Here is a 24,094-nt window from a genome sequence, read left to right as displayed (position 1 = left end):
CTGCTGACGAGGCGGGTATCAGTCCTCGTCTTCGATCTCGGCGGCCCGAGCGGCCTGGAGGCGGGCCTGCTTGAGCTTGCGCTGGCGGGTGATGGTCATCGCCGCAATCGCAAGGACCATTCCAACGATCCCGCCGATCACAAGGGAACTGCCGTTGGCGCTTTCCACAATCGAACCCAATCCTGCTGGGAGAAGAGGGCGGCCGGTGATCTGATGGAACCCGATGGCGAAGACCCAGGCGATTGCGAACGCACCACATGTGACGTAGGAGATGATGAGCCGCCTCGGCGAAGAGAGCGCCGTTGCGAGGTCAAAATCGACGTTTTCACGTTTGCAGTAACTGGCCGCTGCGACACTCAGCACTCCTGAGCCAAGCAGCAGAGGAAGGGTCCAGAATCCTGCTCCGATGACTGCGAAGAGAACGGCGAGGGCAAGGAAGACGTAGATGGTGAGGACCGAGCCGAACATATACGCCCGGAGGATGACATCGCGTTCGCGCTCATCTCCCATCGACGGATCGTTGAGTCCCGCGATCCGGTCGGCCAGAGCGTTGGGCCGGTGAGCCTTGTCGGTGTTGCTCATGCTTCCTCCTGAAGTGAGAAGATCTCTTCGACAGTGGTGTCGAGGGAGTGGGCGATCCGCAGTGCCAGGTACACGCTGGGTGCGTAGTCGCCGCGTTCGGTGGCGATGATGGTCTGACGCGATACGCCTGTGAGCTGGGCGAGCTGGGCCTGCGTGTAGCCAGCCGCCTTGCGAACCTGTTTGAGGCTCGACGTCTGAACATCCATACTGCTTCCTCGCACCTCATTTGCAATGTCAATGATTCTTTACATAAAAAGTAAAGCATCGTTGACATCTTAATGTCAAGAATATTTGACACAGCAATTCCCTGATCACTGATGCATCTATCAATGTATGCATCTGATAGCGTGGAGGAATGAAAGACCTGCTGACGCTCCCGTGGGAGACCACCGACGATGCTTCCCCGATCGCTGCGCGGATGGCTGCGTGGGCCGCCCGCGAGATCATCGAGCAGCGCTACGAGCCCGGCCAACTCCTCACCGAGGCTGAGCTCGCCGAGGCTCAGAGGGCCAGTCGCACACCGGCTCGGGAGGCGATGCTCCAACTCGAGCGCTGGAGGCTGGTCCGCCTCGTGCCGAAGAAGGGCGCGATCGTGACCACGGTGACCCGTCAGGAGCGCCGCGACCTGCTTGCGGTGCGCGCCATGTTCGAGACCGACGCCGTCCAGGCATTGACTCTCGACAGCGACTTCGCGCCGCTGGCGGCAGACCTGCGCACGCTCCTCGACCGGCAGCAGAAGGCTCTGGATGCCAGTCATCCACTCGACTTCGCCAGTGCCGACTACGCCTTCCACGCCCGTATCATCCGCAGCGGCGGCAACAGCATTGTCGAGGAGATGCTGACCACGATGGGCCCGCGCTTGGCCCGCCTGACCTACCAAGTGGTCATCGATCAGCCCAGTTCGCTGCGCACGCTCTTCGACGAGCATGCCGAGCTCACCGATCTCGCAGAACGCGGCGAGGCCAAGGGCTTCGGAAAGGTCGTGCGCGAGCACATTCAGTCATCGCACTTCCCCGAGAACCAGTGACCTCGGAAACCGCAACAACAGAGGCCCACCGCCGAGGTGGTGCTTGGCTTCGCGTCGCCCCCGCCATGTTCCTGCTCGCCTGGGGCGGCAACCACTTCACCCCACTCGTGCACATGTACGAAGAGGACGGCGGCTACGCGGTCTGGCAGGCCAATCTCCTTCTCGGCATGTACGTCGGGGGACTGATACCGGGGCTCCTGGTCGCCTCGGCGCTCTCAGATAGACGTGGACGCAAACCGATTCTCATTGCCGGAACGATCGCCGCCATTATCGGCAGTGTTCTTCTTGGCATCGGCTTCAACCTCTTCTGGCTGCTGTGTGTGGGCCGCGTGCTCGCGGGAATCGGCGTGGGAGTGGCGATGTCGGTGGGCACGAGCTGGATCAAGGAACTCTCGTCACCACCGTTTGACCACAAGGCCGGAATCACCGCCGGTGCTCGCCGTCCGGCGCTGACGCTGACAGTGGGATTCGCCATGGGTGCGGCGGCCACCGGCTGCCTGGCGCAGTGGGGGCCGATGCCCGAAACGATTCCCTACGCGGTCCACGGGTTGCTGTCCATCGTGGCGCTGTTCATCGTGTTCACCGCGCCGGAGACCCTGACGAGGGAACGCCGGTCGGCCCATCATTGGTGGCGGGGCCTGCGGATACCGCTGGTCGGCCATCGCACCTTCATCCGCCTCATCATCCCAGCCGCACCGTGGGTCTTCGCCGCAGCGGGTGTCGCTTACGCGGTCATGCCCGCTCTGGTCCAGGATGAGCTGGGGGAGTGGACGACCATGTACGCGACCGTGCTGACCGTCGTCACCCTGGGCGCGGGGGCGCTGGTGCAGAACCTCGTCCCACGCATCAACAGGTGGACGGGCGGACGTGCGCTGGTCGTCGGGCTCACGCTCATGACCTTCGGCATGGGGCTGGCAGTCGTCGCGGCACTGGTTGCCAACCCGATCGTCGCCTTCGTCGTCGCCATTGTCCTCGGCATCGCGTATGGCATCTGCGTGGTGGCCGGTCTGGTCATCGTCCAGGCCATCGCCGAGCCGAAGGACCTCGCGGGGATCACCGGCGTCTACTACTCGCTGGCGTACTCCGGGTTCCTGCTGCCCACAGTGCTCGCGGCGCTGCTGCCGCTCATGCCCTACAGCATCTCGCTTGGGGCAGTCGCAGTGATCTGTCTGCTCAGCCTCTCCGCGGTGTCGCTGGCGTCGAAGGCTCGCGCGTAACGCCGTTGCGTCCCTCGCGATAGACAGCGGCGCGAGCACCATTCGATCAGCCGCGGCAATTAGGCTATGAAGATGGAGGTGACATCGTGAGCCAAGAACCGCCGTCATTGTTTGAGCCTGACGATGTGGGCCGCCCGCTGGCCGATCGTCTGCGCCCGAAGTCCCTCGGCGATGTCATCGGGCAAGATCACCTCCTGGGGGAAGAGGCCCCGATTGGTCGGATGCTCGCCGAACGCAGGCTGGTCTCGATGGTGCTGTGGGGACCACCGGGTTGTGGGAAGACAACTATCGCGCGATTGCTGGCCGAGCGCACCAACCTCGTCTTCGAATCGGTTTCAGCGACCTTCTCCGGTGTCGCCGAACTCCGCAAAGTATTCCAATCAGCTGCCAAACGCCGCGAGATCGGCCAGGGGACGATGCTGTTCGTTGATGAGATCCACCGCTTCAACCGCGCCCAGCAGGATTCCTTCCTCCCCTACGTGGAAGACGGCACGGTCGTGCTCGTCGGTGCGACCACGGAGAACCCCAGCTTCGAGCTCAACTCAGCATTGCTCTCCCGCGCTCAGGTATTCGTCCTCAAACGCCTCGACGAGGAAGCGCTGACCACGCTCATCACACGAGCAGAGGAAACCACTGAAAGAGAACTGCCTCTTGATGCGCAGGCACGACATGCCCTGGTGGCGATGGCTGACGGCGATGGCCGTTACCTGCTCAACCTCATCGAACAACTCCAAACCGTCAGCGGGACTCTCGACACCTCGGGCCTTGTCGAGCTGGTTCAACAGCGCGCACCGATCTACGACAAAGCCCAAGAGGGGCATTACAACCTCATCTCCGCGATGCACAAGTCAATGCGCGGATCAGACCCCGACGCGTCACTGTACTGGTTGGCGCGCATGCTTGAGGGTGGGGAAGATCCCCTCTATATCGCCCGACGGCTGGTCAGATTCGCCAACGAAGACATCGCGATTGCCGACCCGCAAGCCATCCAGCAAGCGTTGGCGGCATGGGACGTGTTCGAACGTCTGGGCTCCCCAGAGGGGGAACTCGCCATCGCCCAAGCTGTCGTCTATCTCGCAACCGCACCGAAGTCCATCGCCGTCTACCGTGGATTCAACGCCGCGAAGAAGCTCGCGAAACAGACCGGGTCTCTCATGCCACCAGCAAATATTCTCAACGCCCCGACGAAGCTGATGAAGAACCTCGGCTACGGGGAGGGTTACGAGTATGACCCGGACAGGCCGGGAGGCTTCTCCGGTGCGAACTACTTTCCCGAAGGCATGGAACCGGAGAAGGTGTACCGACCCACCAGCAACGGTTACGAGCACATTATCGCGAAGCGTCTGACCGAGTGGGATCGGATGCGTGCTGAAAAACGTCAGCACGAAGGTCGCGCCGACAATGACCCGTCAGACGATGGGGACACATGAACAAATAACGGATGGGCGCAGGCGCCATTCCATCCGCAGGTTTGTAGAGTGAACAACGTTCGCATCGATGCAAGAGGAGCTATCAACAATGTTCGGAAGTCAACGACAGAGACCATCAGCGGCGGTCAGCGCCTTCATCGACATCATGGGCAGTCGTCATGTGCTCACCTCCGCCCGGGCGACGGAACCCTTCGCCAAAGGCAATCGCTTCGGCGGCGGCAATGTGCTCGCTGTCCTCAAGCCGGGCAGCCTTGTCGATATGTGGCGGGCTCTGCAGGTCTGCGTCGATCACGATCTCATCGTCATCCCACAGTCGGCGAACACCGGCCTGACCGGAGGCTCGGGCCCCGGCGATCAGGACTACGACCGTGAGATCGTCATCATCTCCACCCTGCGCATCAACCAGATCCATCTCATCAACGATGCTCGTGAGGCCGTGTGTCTGGCCGGATCCACGCTGTACGAACTCGATGACAAGCTGGCACCTCACGGGCGTGAACCCCACTCGGTGATCGGTTCGTCCTCGATCGGTGCTTCGGTCGTCGGCGGCATCGCGAACAACTCCGGCGGCAGCCAGATTCGCAAGGGCCCGGCCTTCACGAAGCACGCGATCTTCGCCCGAGTCAATGACGAGGGCAGGGTCGAACTCGTCAATCACCTGGGCATCAGCCTCGGCGATGATCCGGCCCATATCCTCGACAAACTCCAACGCGGGGAATGGGACGAAGCCGATGTCACGCCGCCCCCGGAAGACAGCCCCGATACCGAATACAGCGAGCACGTCCGCGAGATCACCGATTCTCCTGCCCGCTACAACGCCAACCCGAAGTTCCTCCACGAGGCGTCAGGGTCGGCCGGCAAACTCATGGTCTTCGCCGTGCGCACGCGGACCTTCCCCAAGCAGAAGGATTCGACGACCTTCTACGTGGGGACCAACAGCCCCGCCGAGCTCGAGGCCCTGCGCCGGGCGATCCTGACCTCGGACATGCCGCTGCCGATCTCCGGTGAGTACATGGGACGGCCCTCCTTCGACCTTGCCGAGAAGTACGGCAAGGACACGTTCGTCTCCGTCAAACACGCAGGCAGCCGCGAACAGATCAAGCTCTTCGCGTTGAAGAATTGGGCGAACGGGGTGTTCGCGAAGCTGCCCTTCTTCGGGCAGACCGTCGCCGATTCCATTGCGCAGGGTGCCTTCAGCTTGCTGCCGCAGCAGCTGCCGGACCGAATGCTTGAGTACCGCGACCGCTTTGAACACCATCTGCTCCTCGTCGTCAGCGGCGACCAGAAGCAGAGGACCGAGGAGTTCCTCACGACCTTCTTCGCCGAGGCGGGCCGTGACGGTGAATTCTTCATCTGCACTGCCGATGAGGCTCAGTCCGCCATGCTCCACCGCTTCGGTGCCGCCAGTGCTGCCACCCGCTACTTCAATCTCCACCGCGAAGAGTCCTCGGAGATGATCACCTTCGACGTTGCGCTGACACGCGATGACGAGGATTGGCTCGAGGTGCTGCCAACGGAGATCTCGGACCAGCTGCACATCAGTTCCTACTACGGCCACTTCTTCTGCCACGTCTTCACCCAGGATCATGTGGCGAAGAAGGGAGTCGACCCGATCGCTTTGAAGAAGCAGATGACGGCGCTGCTCGAGGCACGCGGAGCGGCCGTGCCCGCCGAGCACAACTACGGTCGTCTCTACCAGGTGCCGCCGGAGATGGAAGCCCACTTCAAAGAACTCGATCCCTGCAACGTCTTCAACCCGGGCGTCGGAGAGACCTCGCCGCACAAGAACTGGGGATGACCCTCTGGATGTGAACGTTTCGCTTGGTCAGCACCTTCGATATCCAGCTGGTCTCCGGTACGCCAATCCGCTATCGGCGATTCGATGCAGAGGTCTCCGGTGCCCTCCCGCTCGTTCTTACGAATGGCTGGTCGAGCACTGCGCTCGAGCTTGTCGAGTGCGCCAGACGCTGAGCAGAGCCCACGCATCACGGCGGCGAAGCTGCTGACGCATTCACCGTGATCATTCCTGCGCTTCCCGGATTTCCCTTCTCTCCGCAGGGGCCCGGCCAAGACGAGCAGAACCACGAGCTCTGGACGTATGGAGGGTTGCAAGCCGTCGAAGATAAGGCGCTTAAACCTGATCGACGTTACAACCGAGAACGGCGACATCGAGCTGCGCACTGGTTGAGCCCACCTCCTGATCACGCAGACGGAGGATATGCCTACGGGATGATGGAGTCGATGTACCCGCCATCGACTCGCACTGCGGCACCGGTCGTGGCTGACGCGAGCGGCGAGGCGAGGTAGGCCACCGTGTTCGCGATCTCTTGGGGCTCGATGAGCCGCTGCAGAAGCGACTGCGGCCGGTGAGTGAGCATGAACTCGCGCTGAGCTTCATCCCACGGGGTGGCGGGGTCCACCAACTCGTAGACGAAGTTCTCGACTCCGCCGGTGTGTGTGGGGCCCGCGATCACTGAATTCACGGTGACACCTGTGCCGGCGGCGTCTTTCGCAAATCCTCGCGAGACCGCCAACAGGGCGGTCTTCGACATGCCATAGTGGATCATCTCTTCCGGGATGACGACTGCAGAGTCGCTGGCGATGTTGAGCACACGACCCCAACCACGCTCCTCCATTCCCGGGAGAGCGCTGCGGATCTGTCGAGCGGCCGAGAGCACATTGACCTCGAAGTAGCGTCGCCACTCCTCGTCGGAGATGCCCAGCGCTGACGTCGCTCCGAAGATGCCGAGGTTGTTCACCAGTATGTCGATGTCGCCAGCAGCGGCGTGCACGTCTGAGGTGCCGGCCTCGTCGGTGACGTCGCCGGGAGCTGCGATGAGGTCGCGGCTGGCGGACTCGGACTGCAGTTCAGTGATGACCGAATCCACGCTCTCGCGGCGGCGTCCGTTGATTGCCACGCGGGCCCCGGCATCAGCGAGTGTGGCGGCGATCGCCTTTCCGATACCTTGCGTCGAACCTGTGACAAGGGCAGTGCGGTTGTGAAGATCAATGAGCATGCGAGCCCCTTTCGGGCTGAACAAAGGCGGAGGCAGATGCCGTAGGTGAAGCCAGTTTGACTGTTGCCGATGATACTTCCCGAGCCTACGTGGCGCTCGCTTTCATCACCAGTGCGATACGGGGCCATCCGGTACTACCAGGTACCGGAGAGGCGTCGAGGCCGGGCGGAGTAGTGCAGGGATAGGCGACCGAGCTTTTAGCCGTCATTGACTTCGAACGCACCACTCGGCTGCAGAATGTGCAATACTATTTACGTACCGATCGATACGTAACTGAAGGGAGGCGCTGATGGCGCCAGGAGGACGGCCACGCGCATTCGAACCGGAGGCTGCCCTGGATGCTGCTGTTGAGACGTTCTGGCGGCATGGCTATGACGCGGCCGGAGTGGCTGAGCTCACAGGGGCAATGGGTATCAGTCGACCCGCTCTGTACCGGGCGTTCGGTGATAAGGCGCAGTTGTTCAGCGCAGCATTGGAGCGCTACATCGCACGCAACATGGAGTATGTCGAGGCCGCCTTGGCCAAGCCCACGGCGCGCGAGGTGGCCGAGTCGTTCCTGGTCGGCAACGCTGAGGCGGTAACGACCCCCGGGCGTCCGCCTGGTTGTCTGTCCGTCCAGGCGATGGTCACAGATGAAGCGGATGCCTTCTCACTGCTCGCGAAGAACCGCCTGGCCATCCAAGAGCGACTCTCCGCCCGATTCCGCCGCGCGATCCGCGACGGCGACCTTCCATACCATGAAGACGCCGAGGAGCTCTCGCGGTTCATGATCACACTCACCACCGGTTTTGCCATTCGCGCCGCCGATGGCGAACCCCGGCAAGCGCTCATCGCTCTGGCCCGCCGCGCGCTTGCAGTCTTTCCAGAACCCGAATCCGCGATTCCCACACAAACCCCTTCACATCCCAATTCGAAAGGCATGACACATGACTGAATCAGGAAACCTCGCTTCGGCACGAAATGAAGCACTCGAGGTCCGTCGCCTCTACGAGATCCTCGAGCAACGGTTCAATGGCGAGACGTGGTCTCTCCACGAGCTCATGCTCGGCCTCTCCAACGACGTCGGCTACATCGGCCGCCTCATTCTCGCCCAGGACGGAACATGGGGGATCGACGGCGACAGCGAGGCCGAGCTGAAACACAAACTCGCCGAAACCCTGTGGTGGGTCTTCGTCCTCGCCGAGAGGCTCGACATCGACATCGATCAGGCCTTCACCGACACCATGGCAAACATTCGCACCGGACTCAACGGCACGATCGCCCGCACCGAACCCGTCAACCCTTCACATTGAAACCAGCGAGGACTCCATGACACACAGCACCACCATTCAAAACGGCACCAAGAACTATGTTGAGAACCGGCACGCAGGGAAGGTCGCGTTGGTGATGGGCGGTGCCCGTGGGATAGGCGCCGGAATAGTGAGCCGTCTCGCGGCCGAGGGCGCGCGAGTGACTTTCACCTATGCCTCAGCCACTGCAGAGGCGGACGCGCTCGTGACGCGTATCGCCGAATCCGGTGGCCAGGCTATAGGAGTCAAGGCGAACAGCGCCGATCGGGCACAGATTCGCGAAGTGATCTCCAACGCCACCGCCCAGGAGGGGCGCCTCGATATCGTCGTGGCAAACGCCGGCGGCGGGACGAAAAAGCGCGTCGATCAGCTCTCCGATGACGAGATCGATCACATGATCAATGTCAACATCCGAGGAACTCTCGACACCGTTCGCTTCAGTACGCCACACCTGGGAGAAGGTGGCCGGGTCATCGTGATCGGCAGCGTCAGCGCGAATCATTTCCCGGACGATGTCACGTCGATCTACGGAATGACCAAGGGTGCGGTAGCAAGTCTCGTGCGTGGTCTGTCGCGTGAACTTGGCCCGCGCGGTGTCACAATCAACAACGTCCAGCCCGGACCTGTGAACACACCGGCGAACCCCCAGGACGGACCTTACGGAGACACGCTTCGCGCAACAATCCCAGTCGGACGATTCGGCCGAGTAGACGAGGTTGCATCCCTCGTGTCCCACCTGGCCAGTGAGGACGGCGCCTATATCAACGGCGCCTCCCTTGACATCGACGGCGGTTACAGCGCGTGAACACATTCACCACCACAATCATCGACCTCCGGGCCGCTGGCTCAGATTGAGAGGACCCACCCATGACGACAGCCCCACACCTCCATGCCTCAGACGACCCCGAGTTCGTCCGCGTCCCCGCGGTGACCTACGCATCTATCGCTGGCTCCGGATCACCCGGCACCGACGAGTTCTACCGCAAGATGGCCCTCCTTGGCGACGTCGCTCGCCAAATCACCGGGGATAAGGGCCCTGTCATTGAGATTCAGTACTGGTATCCCGAGGGATCGACTCCGGTCGAGATCGGGGATTTCTACACCGTCAATCCTGTGCCCTCACTGATCTACCGGGTCCTGGCCGCCATCCCCGATACCACGACGATCGAGGACCTGACTGCTGTGCGAGTTCGCGCAGCCAGCAGTGCCGATCGCAACAACGACGCCATCGAGCTGCACACCACGCCCGAACAGGACGTCGTCCAGGTCATGCACCACGGACCATTCTCCGAGGAGTTCGCAACTCTCGAACGCCTCGGCGCGCTCGCACAGAAGCGCAGAGTCCACCGAAGCGGCCCACACCTTGAAATCCATCTCGACGGTTTCACTCGTCAGACACCGCAAGACAGGCTACGCACCATCCTGCGTGACCCTGTGGCCGCAGATTGAACACGCGGCGTTCCACGCACTCATCGGAAGGCATACCGTGACTGACCGCACCCCCAGCCCCGGCTACTCCTCGATGTTCACCCGCCGGAGGTCCCGGGCTGACCTGACCTCGTGACTCGACCGCTTCGGGTTGAGCAGTTTGAGCAGCGACAGCGCCAAGAGAGCACCGACGATGGCACAGCCGGCCGGCAGCAGCATCGCCGTCTTCGCATTCGCGGCGTCGATGATGTTGCCGGCGAGGGCCGATCCGAAGGCGACGCCGAAGCCCAAGGATGTGCCCAGCCAGGCGAAGGCCTCAGTCAGACGCCTCGGCGGTGCCAGTGCCTCGATGACGGAGTTGGCGCCGATGAGGCTCGGGGCGATCGTGAAGCCGACGATGAACAGGATGATCGTATAGGAGACCATTCCCTGGGCCAGCATCATCGAACACGCGCCGATGGCCAGCAGGGCAACGGTGACGCCGAAACGGTGATGGGTTGCAGAGTTCCAGTTCCTCGACCCGTAGAGCGCACCGGCGATGAGTGAGCCCAGGGCGAAGGCGCTGAGCAGGATGCCGGCCAGGGACTTCACACCCTGCTCGTCGGCGAAGGCCACGGCGATGACGTCGATGGCGCCGAAGTTCACACCCAGGAACACGTTGACGATGATGATCGTGAAGATCCCCGGATTGGAGAACACGTGCCCGCGAGCCTCTGTGGTGCGTTCGATCGGCGGGGGCTCGGTCGACTTCTGGATGTAGAGCAGAGCCGAGCCGATCCCGGCGGTGAGCATCGAGAGGATGATGCCTGCCGGTGGGAACACAGCAGTGGCGAGCACGGTGGCGACGACGGGGCCGGTGACGAAGAGGAGCTCATCGGCGACGGACTCCCAGGAGAAGGCGGTCTGCAGCTTTTTCGGCGAATCCACGATGTGTGACCAGCGCGAACGCACCAGCGAACCGACGGAGCCGACAGTGGCACCGCCGATTCCGGCGAAGACGAAGATGAGGCCCACCCACCAGTCTGCGTAGACGGAGACGATGAGCAGCGAGAGCGCCACGAGGTGGGTGATGACGATGGGCACCATGACGGTGGCTTGGCCACGACGGTCGACAAGGCGCGCGATCCCGGGGCCGGCAAGAGCTTGGACGATCATGTACACGGCGGCGACGATGCCTGCCAGACCATAGGAGCCGCTGACGCCCTGGATGAACAGAACGATTCCCAGGCCCAGAACTGCGATGGGCATACGTGCAACAAGACCGGCCAAGGAGAACTTGAGAGCACCGGGAAGAGACAGAATTTCCCGATAGTTGTTGAACACCAGCAAAGTCTACCTAGCGCATGAAGCGCCCACTATACGGATATGACGTTGTTACCGGTGAGTCGAGTCACCTCGGCGACGGTCATTCGAGTCGCAGGCGAGCGATCAACCCAGGTCACAGGCAAGACACAGCCGAGCACCGGGGCAAGGTGTCCGGGGGAATGTAACAAAAGCTATATAATTGCTGATATTGCAATCCTCTCCCGCCGGCACCCACGCCGCATTGACTGAAACCCGGAGTGCCGATGACGGACAACAGCAGTTTCGATGATCTGTTCGACAGCCAGGAAGACCGACCGCAGCGTCCCAAACGCAAAAAGAAGAAAGTGTGGCGCAAGATCCTTGTCGCCCTGCTCGTCATCGTCATCCTCGGCGTGCTCGGTGTAGGCCTCTACCTGTGGAACGTGGGTCGGACCTTCGACAACAACGCGAACAAGCTCACCGACGAGCAGATCTTCGGCACGCAGCGTCCTGACGATCAGAAGGAAGACGGCGGCACGAATATCCTGCTGCTGGGTTCCGACGAACCCATGGACCAGGTCGACGTCAACGACTCTCGCGGACTGCGCTCGGACACGATCATGGTCATGCACATCCCGGAGTCCGGATCCGATGTCCAAGTCATGTCGATCCCGCGTGACAGCTGGGTCGACATCGAAGGCCATGGCAAGGCCAAGATCAACTCGGCACTCTCAACCGGTGGCCTGCCCCTGGCCGTGTCGACGATCTCGGACTTCATCGGCACGGAACTCGACCACGTCGCGATCATCGACTTCGAGGGCTTCAAGGCACTGACCGACAGCCTCGGCGGAGTGACCGTGAACTCGGAGCAGAGCTTTGAGAAGAACGGCTACACCTTCGACAAGGGAGAGAACGTCCTCGACGGTGACGAGGCGCTGACCTTCGTGCGCGAACGCAAGTCCTTCCAGGACGGCGATTTCCAGCGCGCCCGCAACCAGCAGGCCTTCATCCGGGGACTGACCAACGAGATCATCTCCGCAGACACACTGTCGAACCCGAAGAAGATCCAGAACATGGTCAAGGACTTCTCTCCGTATATGTACGTCGACTCCGGTCTCGACGCGCAGTACATCTCTGCCACGGCCTTCGCGATGCGCGACGTCCGCCCCGGTGACATCGAGTTCTTCACCTCCCCAACCGCGGGAGTCGGAACCTCGAGTGACGGTCAGTCGATCGTCAACGTCGACGAAGAGGAACTGAAGAAGGTCCAGGACGCGTACAAAAACGACACCCTCGATGAGTACGTCCAGAACGCTCCGGAGTCGCACCTGTAAACGTCAGACCAGATACCTCGCCGAGGTGGCCCCGCCCACCCGTGCACGTGAAGAACCCCGCCCCTTGAGTTCTCAGGGGCGGGGTTCTTCGCACCCGTATCGGGTGAGGTTGCCTCAGTTGCCGAACTGGACTTTGTGGACTCCGTGAGGTGCGCCCCACTCGCCGCCGTTCGACACTTCTTCATTGGAGACACCGACGGACATCGTCTCGCCGGTGACGGTGTTCTCATAGGTCGAATAGATGGTCCCTGCGGCTCCGTCGCCGCCGGTCCTGACCCAGTGGGTCGCATCCTCGTTGCCGTGCTCGTTCAGAGCCTCGACGACCTGCGGTGAGGCAAAGGCTTCGACCCGGTCGGCGTTGTCTGCGCCCCAGGCTCTGACTAGCTCATCGGCGTAGATGCCGGTGTCGGTGGGAAAGTGAACCGATTGCGGTGCGGCGTCGGCGGCTGAGCTCGTACCCTCTGCGGGTGCGGGGGCTGCCAGCGCGGGGCCACTGGCCAGGCCGATTCCTGCGAGGCCGGCGACGGCGGCGATTCCCAGAGCTGCTGTGCGATTGCGGATGGTGGTCTTCATAGTGTCGATCCTTCTTCTTCGAGGGGCGTTTTCTGTCAGAGATGCCACCGGATGGGTGGCACATCAGTGACGCGGCCCAGTATTGCCGCCGCGCTTGAAGTCAGAACCACAGCGGCTGGGAGGACGCTCGGAGTGAGTAACAGCTTGGAGACGAGCTGTCTGCAGTCCTGCGGCGGTGACTGACACATACCGGAGCAAAGGCTCTCACACCACAACATCTATTGCCTGATAGTGCGGTTCGACGAAGTCCTGGGCAGAGGAGACCCGACCGTGACGAACGTTTGTTGCGAAGCACCATTTGCTACGTTTTCGACAGAACAGTGAAATCCGATCGTGATCGGACCTCGCCGAGGTTGCTCGGCGTTGCCGTCGACTGCGCAGGCCAGCACGCGGTCCCTGTCACCCCAGCGGCACTTCCCGCCGGCTCCGCTGTCCGCGTGTGAAGTAGGCCGCCGCCAGTACTGTTGCGATGACAAGCAGCCCGAGCGCTCCGATGAGCGCTGCCGTCAGCCCGAGGAGGGCGAGCAGGCCACTTGTGGCCATGATGCCCAGGGCATTCGTCGTCCGCAGCAGTGCGAACATCTCGGCTCGGCGTTCCTCCGGTGCAAGGCTGTCGAGTGCGAGCAGATAGAAGGTGTCGAGCATCGGCAGGAACCATCCGACGATGAGGGCACCGGCAAGTGTCAGCGCAATATGCCCATCGACGAGGAGCAGGGAGAAGGCGAGCGTGGTGATGGCGAAGAAGGTTGTGACCTTCCACCGCCCGGGCATGCGGTTGCGGATGCTCACCCAGACTCCGCCGAGGACCGAGCCGATGCACATCGCCAGGGCAAACAGGAACGCCCAGGCCGGGCTGAGCCCGAACGACAGTGCGAAGGACACCGCTCCCACCTCGATTCCCGCAATGGAGGCTCCGGTCGCTCCGGAGGCGAACAGCCAGATCCAGACCGCACCCGGCACCGGAGCTCGACGCCCCGAACCCGACACGGTCGCAGGCGTCGACCGGGCCTCGGGGATGGCAGGGATGAGCAGCATCGGCCCCGCGCCGAGGACGGTGACAACAGCCATCGCAGCAACCGGTGACCAGGCGCCGAGTAGGGATGCCAGCACTGGTGAGGTGGCGAAGGCGACCTCGTTGAGGGTGGCTGCGATTCCTAGGGCGCGTGGCATTCCCGAGGGCTCGACGAGGTGGTTGAGCAGTGTTCGCATGTAGCCGTAGGCCGCACCATTGACCAGCCCGGCCACGACGACGGCGACGATGAGGTATCCGAACGGTGCCGAGGCAGCGGCCAGGATCGTCACCGCGAGCAGCCCGAGCGTCCGGAAGGCGATGAGTGTGCGCAGGTAGCCGACGCTGCCGAAACGGTGGCCTAGGCGAGTGATGGGCACCGAGCCGAGGATCTGTGCCGCCGTCATCGCAAAGACCAGGCCGGCACCTGACTCGGCGGACCCGGTCAGCGGCAGTGCGAGGAGGGCGAAGGCAATGGGTGCCGCCGCCTGCGGAACACCGAACGTCCCGTAGCCGATCTGCCAGCGCAGCACGTTGATGCGAGAACGCGACGAACCGCCCTCGCCTTGCGATGCATCAGCTTCAGGTCGCGTCATCAGGCACCGATGACCACGCGGATGAAGTCGACCGGGGCCTCCTGGCCGGCTGTGTAGGAGTAGCCCCGGTCGGTGGAGATTCTTCTCGACATTCCCGCGGACAGTGTCAGAGATTCGTCGTTGAGTTCGACCACGAGTACCCCGGACAGAACGTGGAGGATCTCCTCGGTCCCGGCGCGGTCGGCTTCAGCCTGATAGGCCACGCTCGGTCCCAGGTGCCACCGCCATAGTTCTGTGCCGGGAGTCGACGAAGCGCCGAGGATATACGCGGTGCTCTCGTGCGGACCCTCCCAGGCCAGGGGGTGATCGTTGCTGGGATCTGAATGGTCGGTGCTGCGGAGGTTCGCAGGCCGCCCCGGTTCTGATGGCGAGGGCGTCGAGTTGCCGGGTCCCGCGGCAGCAGCATCGCTGAGAGCCAGATCGGCGAAGCTCACATCGAGGGCGTGGGCGATGCGGTCGATGGTGGCCAGACTCGGATTCGCCTGTCCCAGCTCGATCTGAGTGAGCATACGTCGGCTCAGCGCAGCCTCGTCGGCCAGGCGCTGAATGGTCCACCCCCGCGCCTTGCGAAGGCTGCGGGCCCGGTGCCCGACGCGATCGAGGAAGGTCTGGATGCGCGGGCTCTTCATCGACATGATGAGCACTATACTGCACATCGAGATTCGGTACTCGACTATCCAACGGAGAAGACCGGCCCTGGACCTACCGAAGCAGGCGGGACCGGTCATGGTGCAGCTGGGTTCACCCCTGCTCCAGCACCCCATCCACCAATGTCCGTGCGTCGTGCTGGACGGCCCGCAGGTGGTCCTCATCGCGCAGTGACTCGGCGTAGATCTTGTACACGTCCTCCGTGCCGGAGGGGCGCACCGCGAACCACGAATTCTCGGTCGTGACCTTGAGTCCGCCGATGGGTGCGTTGTTTCCCGGCGCCGAGGTGAGAGTTGAGGTCACCGGTTCACCGCCGACGGTCTTCGCCTTCACCTGGGAGGCGTCGAGTGCCCCCAGCTTCGCCTTCTGTGCGCGGGTGGCGGGGGCATCTTGGCGGGCGTAGGCACTGGTGCCGAAGTTCGCGGCCAGTCCTGCGTACCGCTGGGACGGAGTCTGTCCGGTCTTGGCCGTCATCTCTGCGGCCAGGAGGGCCATGATGATGCCGTCCTTATCTGTCGACCAGACCTTGCCGTTGCGGCGCAGGAATGAGGCACCTGCAGATTCCTCACCGCCGAAGGCCAGTGTCGAGTCGAGGAGTCCGGGGACGAACCACTTGAAGCCGACGGGAACTTCGAACAGCGGCCTGTCGTGGGCGGACACGATGCGGTCGACGATCGAGGAGGTGACCAGGGTCTTGCCGATGCCGGCGCTGGATGACCATTCTGGTCGGTTGTCGAGCAGGTAGTCGATCGCGGTCGCCAGATAGTGGTTGGGGTTCATCAGCCCGGCGTCGGGGGTGACGATGCCGTGGCGGTCGGCATCGGCGTCATTGCCTGTGGCGATGTCGAAGTCGTTGCGGGAGGCGATGAGCCCGGCCATCGCGTAGGGCGAGGAGCAGTCCATGCGGATGTTCTCGTCCCAGTCCAGGGTCATGAATGACCAGGTGGGGTCGATCTCGGGATGGACGACGGTGAGGTTGAGGTCGAAGTCCTCGGCGATTGCGGCCCAGTAGTCGACGCTGGCGCCGCCCAGAGGATCAGCGCCGATGTGGATGTCGGAGCTGCGGATGACATCGAGGTCGATGACCGACTCGAGGTCATTCGTGTAGTTGCTGATGAAGTCGAAGTTCTCGGTGTTCGCCAGATGGAAGGCCCGCTGGAACCCGGTGCGCGGAATTTTCTCCCATCCGGCCTCAAGGTAGGAGTTCGCACGCTCGGCGATCCACGTCGTCGTCTCTGAGCCGGCCGGGCCGCCGTGCGGCGGGTTGTACTTGATGCCGCCGTCGGAGGGCGGGTTGTGGCTGGGGGTCACGATGATGCCGTCGGCCTGAGCATCTGTTGCGGTCTTGCCCGCGTTGAAACCCAGAATCGCGTGGGAGAGCACAGGAGTAGGGGTGAAGCCGTCGCGCTCATCGATGAGCGCCGGCACCTCCGCTGCGGCGAGGACCTCGAGAACAGTGAGGAACGCTGGTTCGCTCAGCGCATGGGTGTCACGGCCCAAGAAGATGGGCCCATGGATGCCCTGCTTCTTGCGGAAGTCGACGATGGCGGCGGTGATCGCTGCGATATGGGCTTCGTTGAACGCACGGTTGAAGCTTGACCCGCGGTGTCCCGAGGTCCCGAAGCTCACAGCCTGCGCGGGCACGGAGGAGTCGGGGACGAGATCGTAATACGAATCAAGCAGTGCGGAGATATCGACGAGATCCCTGTCCTGGGCCAGCTGGCCGGCGCGAGTAGTCATAGAACTACTGTGCCAAACTCCCACCGCCTCGCACAGTTGTGTCCACGGGGTTCTTGCATCGTGGACGGTGAGGGTCCAACGCCGCCTGAAATTCGCCGGCGACCTGCCCGGCCCTTCTGCAACAGCCCGTTCCCTCGCCGAGGCTCATCACCGTGCCGAAGTATCGTCCCGATGAGATCCCGGATCCGACGAAGTAGGCCTTCAAATTCGCGTCCATGGACTGGGACTACCGCCTGGCCGTACTATTCAGACACACGCATGCCGAGCATTGGAGCCCGGCGCTGCGACGATAAAAGGACAATGACATGTCTTTCCAGGCCTATCTCGACACCATCGAAGACAAGACGGGGCTGACTCCGCGCGAACTCATCGACATCGCCAAGACTCACGGCTATGACGATCCTGCGGTGAAGGCCGGGGCAATCCTCGATTGGCTCAAGACTGACTACGGGCTCGGCCGCGGACATGGCATGGCGTTGGTCCACGTCATCAAGAAGGGGCCGCAGATCGGCAGTAAGCATGTCGGCACAGAGGGGGTCCATAGCGACGAGTCGGACACCCTCTGGCTCGATGGCAAAGCGAGCAGACCGGCATGATCACGATCACCGACCGCAATCAGACGCTGTTGCCCGGGTCAGCGACAGCGAAATTCATCGGCGCAGAGCATGGGGCCGATGTCTCCTTCTTCTGGGTCGACGTGCCAGCGGGGAAGGGTCCCGATCTGCACCGGCATCCGTACACGGAGACATGGGTGGTACTGGCTGGCGAGGCACGTATCGAGGCTGACAGTGAGAGTTTTGAGGCTCATGCAGGAGATATCGTCACCGTTGCGGCGGAGACTGTTCACCGTTTCCGCAGTTTCGGAGGCGGCAACCTGCAGATGTTGTGCATTCACGCATCTCCGGAGATCATCCAGGAGTTCGTCGCCGGATAGTTGAGGCGCTCCTCTGCCGAGGGACCTCTACTTCACCCAGGGCTCCTCGCCGTTTTCCGACACGATCGGCTTGCCGTGGTCGAGGTTCCAAGAACCCATGCCGCCGGCGACGTTATAGGCGTCGAAGCCGTTGTTGCTCAGCCAGGCGACTGCGCGGTGGGAGCGTCCGCCGGTGCGGCAGATGACGTACATGTCGTCATCGAGGGGGAGATCGTCGAGTCGGGTGGGCAGTTCGCCCAGTGGCACGTGCAGTGCGCCCTCGATGTGTCCGGCCTCCCATTCGTCGTCCTCACGAACGTCGATGATGGCAGCGCCTTCGGGGATCTCTGTCACGGAGACTGATTCTTCATCCATGCTCACAGTCTAGGCATGAGCACATTCGCCGTGCATCCCGCGACCGTCGACAGCCTCGTCGAGCACAGCACCTCATCCGATTGACACGTGGCCACGTATCTGACCTCGAGTGAATCAGTGTCTGATGGTTGCCTGACAAACCTGGAAACTTCTCTGCGCCCTCTTCTGTTGTTCGCGGCCCCGTGTGAGACTTGGGGCAAGAATCGTCTGTGAAGGGAATGTTGATGAGCAACAGAGACATAAGCAACGAATCCACCGGCGAGAAGAAGGCACGCGATGCCGCAGCGAAGCTCGACGAGGCGACTGAGCCACTTGGCGGCACCTCCGACGTCGAATCGCACACGCAGGTCGGCTACACCGAAGAGAACGTCGAAGACCGTGCCCAGGACACGGCCGCTGACATCGGTGTGACTCTCCACCGCAACCCCGACGGCTCACATACGGCCGTCGATGAAAGCGCTGTGAAGGCTGCTGAGAAAGACTCCGACGCGAGCCCAGCAGCAACGGGCAACACGACGCATACAGCAGGTGGGGCTGACACCGGGTCCCTCGAGCAGAAGGACGTCGTGAAGATCCTCCGCGACAGCGGCTATGTGATGCTCACGACCGCCCTCGACGACGGCAAGCTGCTCGCCCACCCGATGGTGCCCCAAGAGGTCACCGACGACGGTGACGTGTGGTTCTTCATCGGTCTGCAGGGCGACCAAGCAACGGCACTGCTGCAGAATCAGCATGTCAATATCGCCGTCTCCGAGGCGGGCAACTGGCTCTCGGTGGCCGGTCGGGTCGACTTCGTCGATGATCAGGCCAAGCTCGCAAAGCTGTGGAACAAGGAAGCTGCCACCTGGTTCGAAGGCGGACTCAATGACCCGGACCTCGGGCTCATCAAGGTCACCGGAGAATCCGCACAGCACTGGGGTCTCAAGGGCGGCAAGGTCGCGGGCTTGGCCCAGATCGTCAAGGCCAAGGTCACGGGACAGCGCACCGGGGGAGGCAGCAGCACCACAGAACTCTGAGCCCAGGCCGTGTTGAACACTGCAGCGTCTCATCTCACACCACACTTCGTTGCTTGCGGTCTAGCATGGAGACATGGCAAAGAGGATCGTCATCATCGGTGCAGGGCTAGCCGGAACCACCGCCGCCCGGGAGCTCAGCGAACGCGGTCGGGCGGTCACGCTCGTCGACCCGGCCGCGGGGGAGACCAGCGAACGGCCGCCCCTGTCGAAGCACCTCTTCGACGACTCCCGGTACCACCTGCCCTTCCACCTGGAAGCTGGTGAGTTCATCACCTTCGTTCGTGACAAGGCCACAGAGATCACGCTCGCCGAGGCGGCGGCCCAGTCCCAGCAGGCCGGTCCCACCGGCGGTACCCCAGTAGCAGGCACCGTCCACTTGGCGTCGGGGGAGACTCTGGACTTCACCCACTGCATCCTCGCCACGGGCATGGAGGCGAACCGGCCGGAGATCCCCGGCTACCCGGATGCCCTGCCCGTGTACAACCTGGCCGAGGCCGAATGGATCCGTGAGTTCGTCGCCGAATCTGGTGCCCCGCTCAACGTCGGCGTCCTGGGCTCCGGGTACCTGGGCATGGAAGTGGCGACCTCGGCGGTCGCCGCTGGACATGAAGCCACCGTCTACCTGCGCGGCGACGAACCCCTGCGAAAGCAACTATCTGCACCAGTGCGCAAGGCACTGTTTGAGAAGCACAAAGAAGCCGGCGTGACGTTCATTGCCCACACCAGCAGCCCGGACGAGATCCCGGCAGACATTCACAACCTGTTCGTCACCAGTGTCGGAGCCCGCCCAGCCCTCATTCCCATCGATGGCCTCCGACCCGCCGAGGCGTGGGAGGTGAATGAGAAATTGGCAACATCTCACCCAGGCGTCTGGGCGGCAGGTGATTGCGCGCAGATCACCGACGGTACCTTCGCCCTTGACCATCCCTGGGCTTGCGAACCGGTGGCCGAAAGCCACGGCAAATACCTCGCCGAACTGCTGAGTACCGACGTGGCCGGCAAAGCCGAACCCTGGTCTGATATCCCGTGGCACTGGAGTTTCCAAGGCCCGGAAAAGGTCTTCACTGCAGGCCTGACCAGCACCGATGCTACCGAAGCGATCATCAGACACGATCCGAGCGGCAAGAAATTCCAGGTCTTCCACTTCGATGGATCTGGCCCAGATGCACGGCTCGTCGGTGTCGAGACTCTCAACTGGCCGCCCATGCAGGCAGCCGCCCGTCGAATACTGGCAGGTAATAACATTCCGACTCGGGCCCAGATCGACGACCCTGATTTCGACTTCAAGGCTCATAGTCGACTGTGAGAATCGGCCACCCTCATCACGTAGACTTCCTGTGTTCGCCCCAGTCGCCGACGAGAGAAACTTCTGTACATGGATATGGCTAAGCTAGCTGAGGAGCATGGGCTCGAAAGAGTCGGCGGTCGGCCGTCACTGCCTCAGTACATCAAGCAGCTGATCACTCGCAGCGACTTCACCTACACTCTCGCCAAGTACCGGATGCAGAGTGAGAACGAACGCAACCGCCTCGGAATGCTCTGGGTGCTTCTGCGACCCGCATTCTCCGCGCTCATCTACGGCACGGTCTTCGGCTTCATCATGCAGGGCGCCACCGCGCGTCCTCCGGACTTCGCTCCCTTCGTCATCATCGGCGTCTTCGTCCTCGAGTTCTTCAACACCTCGATGAACGGCGGTGCGAAGTCGATCATCTCGAACGCATCCCTTGTGCAGTCTCTGCCGTTCCCGCGCATCGTTCTGCCCATTGCCACGGTGTTTCAGAACCTGCTGAACTTCATCCCCACCTTCATCTTCATGGCACTCCTTGTCATGCTGTGGGGGGCGAGGCCCAGCTGGGACTGGTTCCTTTTCATCCCACTCGTCATCCTGTTCTGGATCTTCAACCAGGGCGTGGCCTTCATCTTCGCCCGCGCTACTGTCCATTTCCGTGACCTCTCTCAGGTCACTCCCTTCATTTCGCGGATGATCTTCTACACCTCCGGTGTCTTCTTCGACCTCAAGGTCATGGTTGAGAAGATCAACCCCGCTCTGCAGCCCTACGCCGATTGGCAGCCGTTGAACAACGTGTTGGCTATTGCTCGTGGAATCCTCATGAAGGATGGCGTCATCCCCTACGACTATTTCTGGCACCTGGCCATCTGGGCCTTCGGCATCTTCATCATCGGCTTCGTCTTCTTCTGGCAGGCCGAGGAGAGGTTCGGTCGCGATGAGTGACAATGACGATCTCGAATCCAATGACGTTGTCTACGACACCGGCAGTCTTCCCGACGTGACGAAGAACCATCCGCCCGTTGTGGTCTGCGACGACGTTCACGTCCGCTACAAGACCTTGGCGACGGGTAAGAAGCTCAAGCTCGGCAGCAAAGACGTGATGACAAAGCGGCGCGGACTTCGCGAGGTCCATGCCCTTAAGGGCGTCAGCTTCGTCGCCCACAAGAACGAATCCATCGGTGTCATTGGTTCCAACGGTTCCGGCAAGTCCACGCTGATGCGTTCCATCACGGGACTGACGCCCACCTCGGAAGGCGCGATCTACGCGACCTCGAGGCCGAACCTCCTCGGCGTCGGCGCAGCGTTGATTCCTGATCTCTCTGGTGCGCGCAATATTGTTCTCGGTTCCCTGGCACTGGGGCTGACCCGCCCCGAGGTGGAGGAGAAGTTCGACGATATCGTCGAGTTCACCGGACTGAGCGATTTCATCGATCTGCCGATGCGCACCTATTCCTCGGGCATGTCCCAGAGACTGAAGTTCGCCATCGCGACTTCGGTCCAGCACGAGATCCTCATCGTCGATGAGGCACTCAACGTCGGTGACAAGAAGTTCCGTGACCGGTCCGAGGGCCGAATCCGTGCGATCAGAGAGAACGCCGGTACGGTCTTCCTCGTCTCGCACTCGATGCGCACGATCAAGGACACGTGCAACCGTGCGCTGTGGATCGAGCAGGGTGTCCTGCGTTCCGACGGTCCGGCGGCGGACGTCATCAAGGAATATCAGGCCTTCACAAAGGCGCAGAAGGACTGACCCTGCTGTGAATGCTGATAGGTGCCCGGTCGTTTGACCAGGCACCTATCAGCATTCACAGCACGATTTGAGACTAGCCAGCAGCTCCTTGCCGAGTTTCACCGTGTCTTTCTGCGCGAGTAGTGAATGATCAAACTGGTCGAAATTGGGGGAGTCGATGGGCAGAGCACTGATGTTCGAGGCGAGGACGACCAATCCTATTGATATGACGGTAGCGTTTTCGGGAGGCTCGGTGTCGACTGGCAATTCATCACATACTGCTTAAACGGTCTAGATTGCGGAGCACCTGGCACGCAATTACAACAATTGTCGAATTCGGTGCGACCAGGTTTTGACGACTGACTGATGACGTCAAGGATTCTTTCTGCTTCGATGAGTGAAGGTGCCATCGAAGACGAGGCACACGAGCTTGTGGCCCACAGGAGGAACAGAAGAATGAGTAGCCCTAGAGTCGCGGTCGTCGGAATCGGTTCAATGGGGAGCATGGCGCTCTGGCAGTTGGCGAAGGCGGGCATCGACGCAGTTGGTTTCGAACAGTATGGACTTGCCCACGAACGGTCGGCCGCGGGCGGCGAATCACGGATGTTTCGCACCGCCTATATGGAGGGAGCCGATTATGTCCCTCTGCTCAAGGCCTCTCGCCGATTGTGGCGAGAGCTCGAAGCTGAGACTGGGCAGAGCCTTCTCACACTCAACGGCGCCTTGATGATCGGTCCCCGAGAAGACCCTCGCATTGCCAACGTCATTCGCTCGGTAGAAGACTTCGAGATCGATCATGTAATTCTTGACCGCGCCGAAACGATGGCTTGTTATCCTCAGCATCGGCTCGAGGACGGAGAGATCTCTGTCCTCGATCGTGAAGGAGGCGTCATCCGACCAGAACTGGCTGTCCTCACCGCGGCCGAGCGCGCGGCGGCCTTGGGCGCGACGATCCATGACCATACGGAGGTCGAAGCGATCGACGAAATACCTGCGGGCGTCCAGATCACTGCGGGTGGTGCAGTCCACGAATTCGACAAAGTGATCGTCACGGCGGGGCCCTGGACTGCCCGCGTCTTTCCTCAGTTCTCCGCTCATTTGGTGTCGAAGAAGATAGTGATGACTTGGTATCTGTCAGATCGGCTCCACGAGTACACTCCGGACGCCTTTCCGGCATTCGGGAGGGTCGGAGGAGAAATTCAGACATTCGGTATTCCTTCGTTGGAAGGAACGATGACGAAGATCGGCAGTGTGAACACCTTCGGTGACGTCGTCGTCCCCGAGCAGTTGCACCGGGATGTCGACCTGGCCGAACTCGACGCAATCAACAGAGAAGTTGCAAGGTGCCACCCCGGACTGCGGACCACCCCGTCCCGGGTGTCCGTCCACATGGATGCCTACACCAGCGATGAACATGCGCTCGTCGGACCCGTCCCCGGAAGCAGTCAAGTCTTCGTTCTCGGCGGCTATTCCGGCCATGGATTCAAGATGGCCCCTGTAATGGGCGAAATCGCAAAGGACCTGGCCATGTCAGGTTCAACTTCACACTCGATCGGGCATCTCTCTCCCGCCCGATTCTCAGCATGATTTTGCTGT

25 protein-coding genes are annotated in these 24,094 nt (G+C 61.9%); 16 read left to right on the top strand and 9 right to left on the bottom strand.

The window, feature by feature from the left end; translation table 11 throughout:
* Nucleotides 1-18: 18 nt before the first annotated feature.
* Nucleotides 19-582, bottom strand: coding sequence for a hypothetical protein (locus tag JTF07_RS11265; protein ID WP_204234364.1), 564 nt, complete (start codon nucleotides 580-582; stop codon nucleotides 19-21).
* Nucleotides 579-788, bottom strand: coding sequence for a helix-turn-helix transcriptional regulator (locus tag JTF07_RS11260; RefSeq protein WP_204234363.1), 210 nt, complete (start codon nucleotides 786-788; stop codon nucleotides 579-581). The genes JTF07_RS11265 and JTF07_RS11260 overlap by 4 nt, the downstream gene beginning before the upstream one ends.
* 149 nt (nucleotides 789-937) lie before the next feature.
* On the opposite strand from JTF07_RS11260, the gene JTF07_RS11255 reads away from it, so the two are divergent.
* The 4 genes from JTF07_RS11255 (at nucleotide 938) to dld (ending at nucleotide 6,054) form a co-directional block, all read left to right on the top strand.
* Complete coding sequence (locus tag JTF07_RS11255; RefSeq protein ID WP_204234362.1) at nucleotides 938-1,609, top strand: GntR family transcriptional regulator; 672 nt, start codon at nucleotides 938-940, stop codon at nucleotides 1,607-1,609.
* Nucleotides 1,606-2,826, top strand: a complete 1,221-nt coding sequence (locus JTF07_RS11250; protein ID WP_353843942.1) for an MFS transporter — start codon at nucleotides 1,606-1,608, stop codon at nucleotides 2,824-2,826. The genes JTF07_RS11255 and JTF07_RS11250 overlap by 4 nt, the downstream gene beginning before the upstream one ends.
* Before the next feature lie 86 nt (nucleotides 2,827-2,912).
* Entirely contained in the window at nucleotides 2,913-4,256 is a 1,344-nt protein-coding gene (locus JTF07_RS11245; protein ID WP_353843941.1) for a replication-associated recombination protein A, read from the top strand.
* Nucleotides 4,257-4,344: 88 nt separating this feature from the next.
* Entirely contained in the window at nucleotides 4,345-6,054 is a 1,710-nt protein-coding gene (dld, locus tag JTF07_RS11240) for a D-lactate dehydrogenase (RefSeq protein WP_204234361.1), read from the top strand.
* A gap of 424 nt (nucleotides 6,055-6,478) precedes the next feature.
* On the opposite strand, the gene JTF07_RS11235 is transcribed toward dld, so the two are convergent.
* Nucleotides 6,479-7,273, bottom strand: coding sequence for an SDR family NAD(P)-dependent oxidoreductase (locus JTF07_RS11235; RefSeq protein ID WP_204234360.1), 795 nt, complete (start codon nucleotides 7,271-7,273; stop codon nucleotides 6,479-6,481).
* 289 nt (nucleotides 7,274-7,562) lie between these two features.
* Here JTF07_RS11235 and JTF07_RS11230 point away from each other — a divergent pair, with 289 nt between their 5' ends.
* The 4 genes from JTF07_RS11230 to JTF07_RS11215 all read left to right on the top strand — a co-directional run bounded on the left by JTF07_RS11230 (nucleotide 7,563) and on the right by JTF07_RS11215 (nucleotide 10,011).
* A complete protein-coding gene (locus tag JTF07_RS11230; protein ID WP_204234359.1) occupies nucleotides 7,563-8,207 on the top strand; it encodes a TetR/AcrR family transcriptional regulator in 645 nt (214 codons plus the stop codon).
* Nucleotides 8,200-8,565 (top strand): nucleoside triphosphate pyrophosphohydrolase family protein, encoded by a 366-nt coding sequence (locus JTF07_RS11225; protein WP_204234358.1) that lies wholly within the window; start codon nucleotides 8,200-8,202, stop codon nucleotides 8,563-8,565. The genes JTF07_RS11230 and JTF07_RS11225 overlap by 8 nt, the downstream gene beginning before the upstream one ends.
* Before the next feature lie 16 nt (nucleotides 8,566-8,581).
* Complete coding sequence (locus tag JTF07_RS11220) at nucleotides 8,582-9,367, top strand: SDR family NAD(P)-dependent oxidoreductase (protein ID WP_204234357.1); 786 nt, start codon at nucleotides 8,582-8,584, stop codon at nucleotides 9,365-9,367.
* 62 nt (nucleotides 9,368-9,429) lie between these two features.
* Nucleotides 9,430-10,011: a GyrI-like domain-containing protein gene (locus JTF07_RS11215; protein ID WP_204234356.1), complete on the top strand. Its 582-nt coding sequence runs from the start codon at nucleotides 9,430-9,432 to the stop codon at nucleotides 10,009-10,011.
* A 63-nt stretch (nucleotides 10,012-10,074) separates the two neighbouring features.
* Here JTF07_RS11215 and JTF07_RS11210 read toward each other — a convergent pair whose 3' ends face one another.
* Nucleotides 10,075-11,313 (bottom strand): MFS transporter, encoded by a 1,239-nt coding sequence (locus JTF07_RS11210; RefSeq protein ID WP_096162505.1) that lies wholly within the window; start codon nucleotides 11,311-11,313, stop codon nucleotides 10,075-10,077.
* 245 nt (nucleotides 11,314-11,558) lie between these two features.
* On the opposite strand from JTF07_RS11210, the gene JTF07_RS11205 reads away from it, so the two are divergent.
* Complete coding sequence (locus tag JTF07_RS11205; RefSeq protein ID WP_204234355.1) at nucleotides 11,559-12,608, top strand: LCP family protein; 1,050 nt, start codon at nucleotides 11,559-11,561, stop codon at nucleotides 12,606-12,608.
* A gap of 114 nt (nucleotides 12,609-12,722) precedes the next feature.
* On the opposite strand, the gene JTF07_RS11200 is transcribed toward JTF07_RS11205, so the two are convergent.
* From JTF07_RS11200 to pgm, 4 genes are all read right to left on the bottom strand, one after another.
* Nucleotides 12,723-13,181 (bottom strand): hypothetical protein, encoded by a 459-nt coding sequence (locus JTF07_RS11200; protein WP_204234354.1) that lies wholly within the window; start codon nucleotides 13,179-13,181, stop codon nucleotides 12,723-12,725.
* 399 nt (nucleotides 13,182-13,580) lie between these two features.
* The gene (locus tag JTF07_RS11195; protein WP_204234353.1) at nucleotides 13,581-14,786 is read right to left on the bottom strand and encodes an MFS transporter; all 1,206 of its coding nucleotides are present in this window, start codon (nucleotides 14,784-14,786) and stop codon (nucleotides 13,581-13,583) included.
* Nucleotides 14,786-15,421: an XRE family transcriptional regulator gene (locus tag JTF07_RS11190; RefSeq protein ID WP_204234352.1), complete on the bottom strand. Its 636-nt coding sequence runs from the start codon at nucleotides 15,419-15,421 to the stop codon at nucleotides 14,786-14,788. Before JTF07_RS11190 ends, JTF07_RS11195 begins: the two co-directional genes overlap by 1 nt.
* A 106-nt stretch (nucleotides 15,422-15,527) precedes the next feature.
* Nucleotides 15,528-17,174 carry a phosphoglucomutase (alpha-D-glucose-1,6-bisphosphate-dependent) gene (gene pgm / locus JTF07_RS11185; protein WP_204234351.1) on the bottom strand — a complete coding sequence of 549 codons (1,647 nt, stop codon included), beginning with the start codon at nucleotides 17,172-17,174 and terminating at the stop codon, nucleotides 15,528-15,530.
* A gap of 305 nt (nucleotides 17,175-17,479) precedes the next feature.
* On the opposite strand from pgm, the gene JTF07_RS11180 reads away from it, so the two are divergent.
* Together JTF07_RS11180 and JTF07_RS11175 are read left to right on the top strand one after the other, a co-directional pair.
* A complete protein-coding gene (locus JTF07_RS11180) occupies nucleotides 17,480-17,770 on the top strand; it encodes a DUF4287 domain-containing protein (protein WP_204234350.1) in 291 nt (96 codons plus the stop codon).
* The gene (locus tag JTF07_RS11175; RefSeq protein ID WP_204234349.1) at nucleotides 17,767-18,108 is read left to right on the top strand and encodes a cupin domain-containing protein; all 342 of its coding nucleotides are present in this window, start codon (nucleotides 17,767-17,769) and stop codon (nucleotides 18,106-18,108) included. Before JTF07_RS11180 ends, JTF07_RS11175 begins: the two co-directional genes overlap by 4 nt.
* A 27-nt stretch (nucleotides 18,109-18,135) precedes the next feature.
* Here the strand turns inward: JTF07_RS11175 and JTF07_RS11170 are convergent, their stop codons facing one another.
* The gene (locus tag JTF07_RS11170; protein WP_096167848.1) at nucleotides 18,136-18,462 is read right to left on the bottom strand and encodes a rhodanese-like domain-containing protein; all 327 of its coding nucleotides are present in this window, start codon (nucleotides 18,460-18,462) and stop codon (nucleotides 18,136-18,138) included.
* A 224-nt stretch (nucleotides 18,463-18,686) separates the two neighbouring features.
* Here JTF07_RS11170 and JTF07_RS11165 point away from each other — a divergent pair, with 224 nt between their 5' ends.
* The 5 genes from JTF07_RS11165 to solA all read left to right on the top strand — a co-directional run bounded on the left by JTF07_RS11165 (nucleotide 18,687) and on the right by solA (nucleotide 24,085).
* On the top strand, nucleotides 18,687-19,478 hold the full coding sequence (locus JTF07_RS11165) for a pyridoxamine 5'-phosphate oxidase family protein (protein WP_252199751.1): 792 nt from the start codon (nucleotides 18,687-18,689) through the stop codon (nucleotides 19,476-19,478).
* A 73-nt stretch (nucleotides 19,479-19,551) separates the two neighbouring features.
* The gene (locus JTF07_RS11160) at nucleotides 19,552-20,784 is read left to right on the top strand and encodes an FAD-dependent oxidoreductase (RefSeq protein WP_204234348.1); all 1,233 of its coding nucleotides are present in this window, start codon (nucleotides 19,552-19,554) and stop codon (nucleotides 20,782-20,784) included.
* Nucleotides 20,785-20,859: 75 nt separating this feature from the next.
* Complete coding sequence (locus JTF07_RS11155; protein ID WP_252199750.1) at nucleotides 20,860-21,711, top strand: ABC transporter permease; 852 nt, start codon at nucleotides 20,860-20,862, stop codon at nucleotides 21,709-21,711.
* Nucleotides 21,704-22,519 (top strand): ABC transporter ATP-binding protein, encoded by an 816-nt coding sequence (locus JTF07_RS11150; RefSeq protein WP_204234346.1) that lies wholly within the window; start codon nucleotides 21,704-21,706, stop codon nucleotides 22,517-22,519. The genes JTF07_RS11155 and JTF07_RS11150 overlap by 8 nt, the downstream gene beginning before the upstream one ends.
* 435 nt (nucleotides 22,520-22,954) lie before the next feature.
* The gene (solA, locus tag JTF07_RS11145; RefSeq protein ID WP_204234345.1) at nucleotides 22,955-24,085 is read left to right on the top strand and encodes an N-methyl-L-tryptophan oxidase; all 1,131 of its coding nucleotides are present in this window, start codon (nucleotides 22,955-22,957) and stop codon (nucleotides 24,083-24,085) included.
* Nucleotides 24,086-24,094: the final 9 nt, after the last annotated feature.

Origin of the sequence: Brevibacterium sp. RIT 803, assembly GCF_016892625.1 — a bacterium.
In the GTDB taxonomy this organism is placed as follows: Bacteria; Actinomycetota; Actinomycetes; order Actinomycetales; family Brevibacteriaceae; genus Brevibacterium.
Note: the sequence above shows the minus strand (reverse complement) of the source record. Positions and strands in the feature narration are given on the sequence as shown.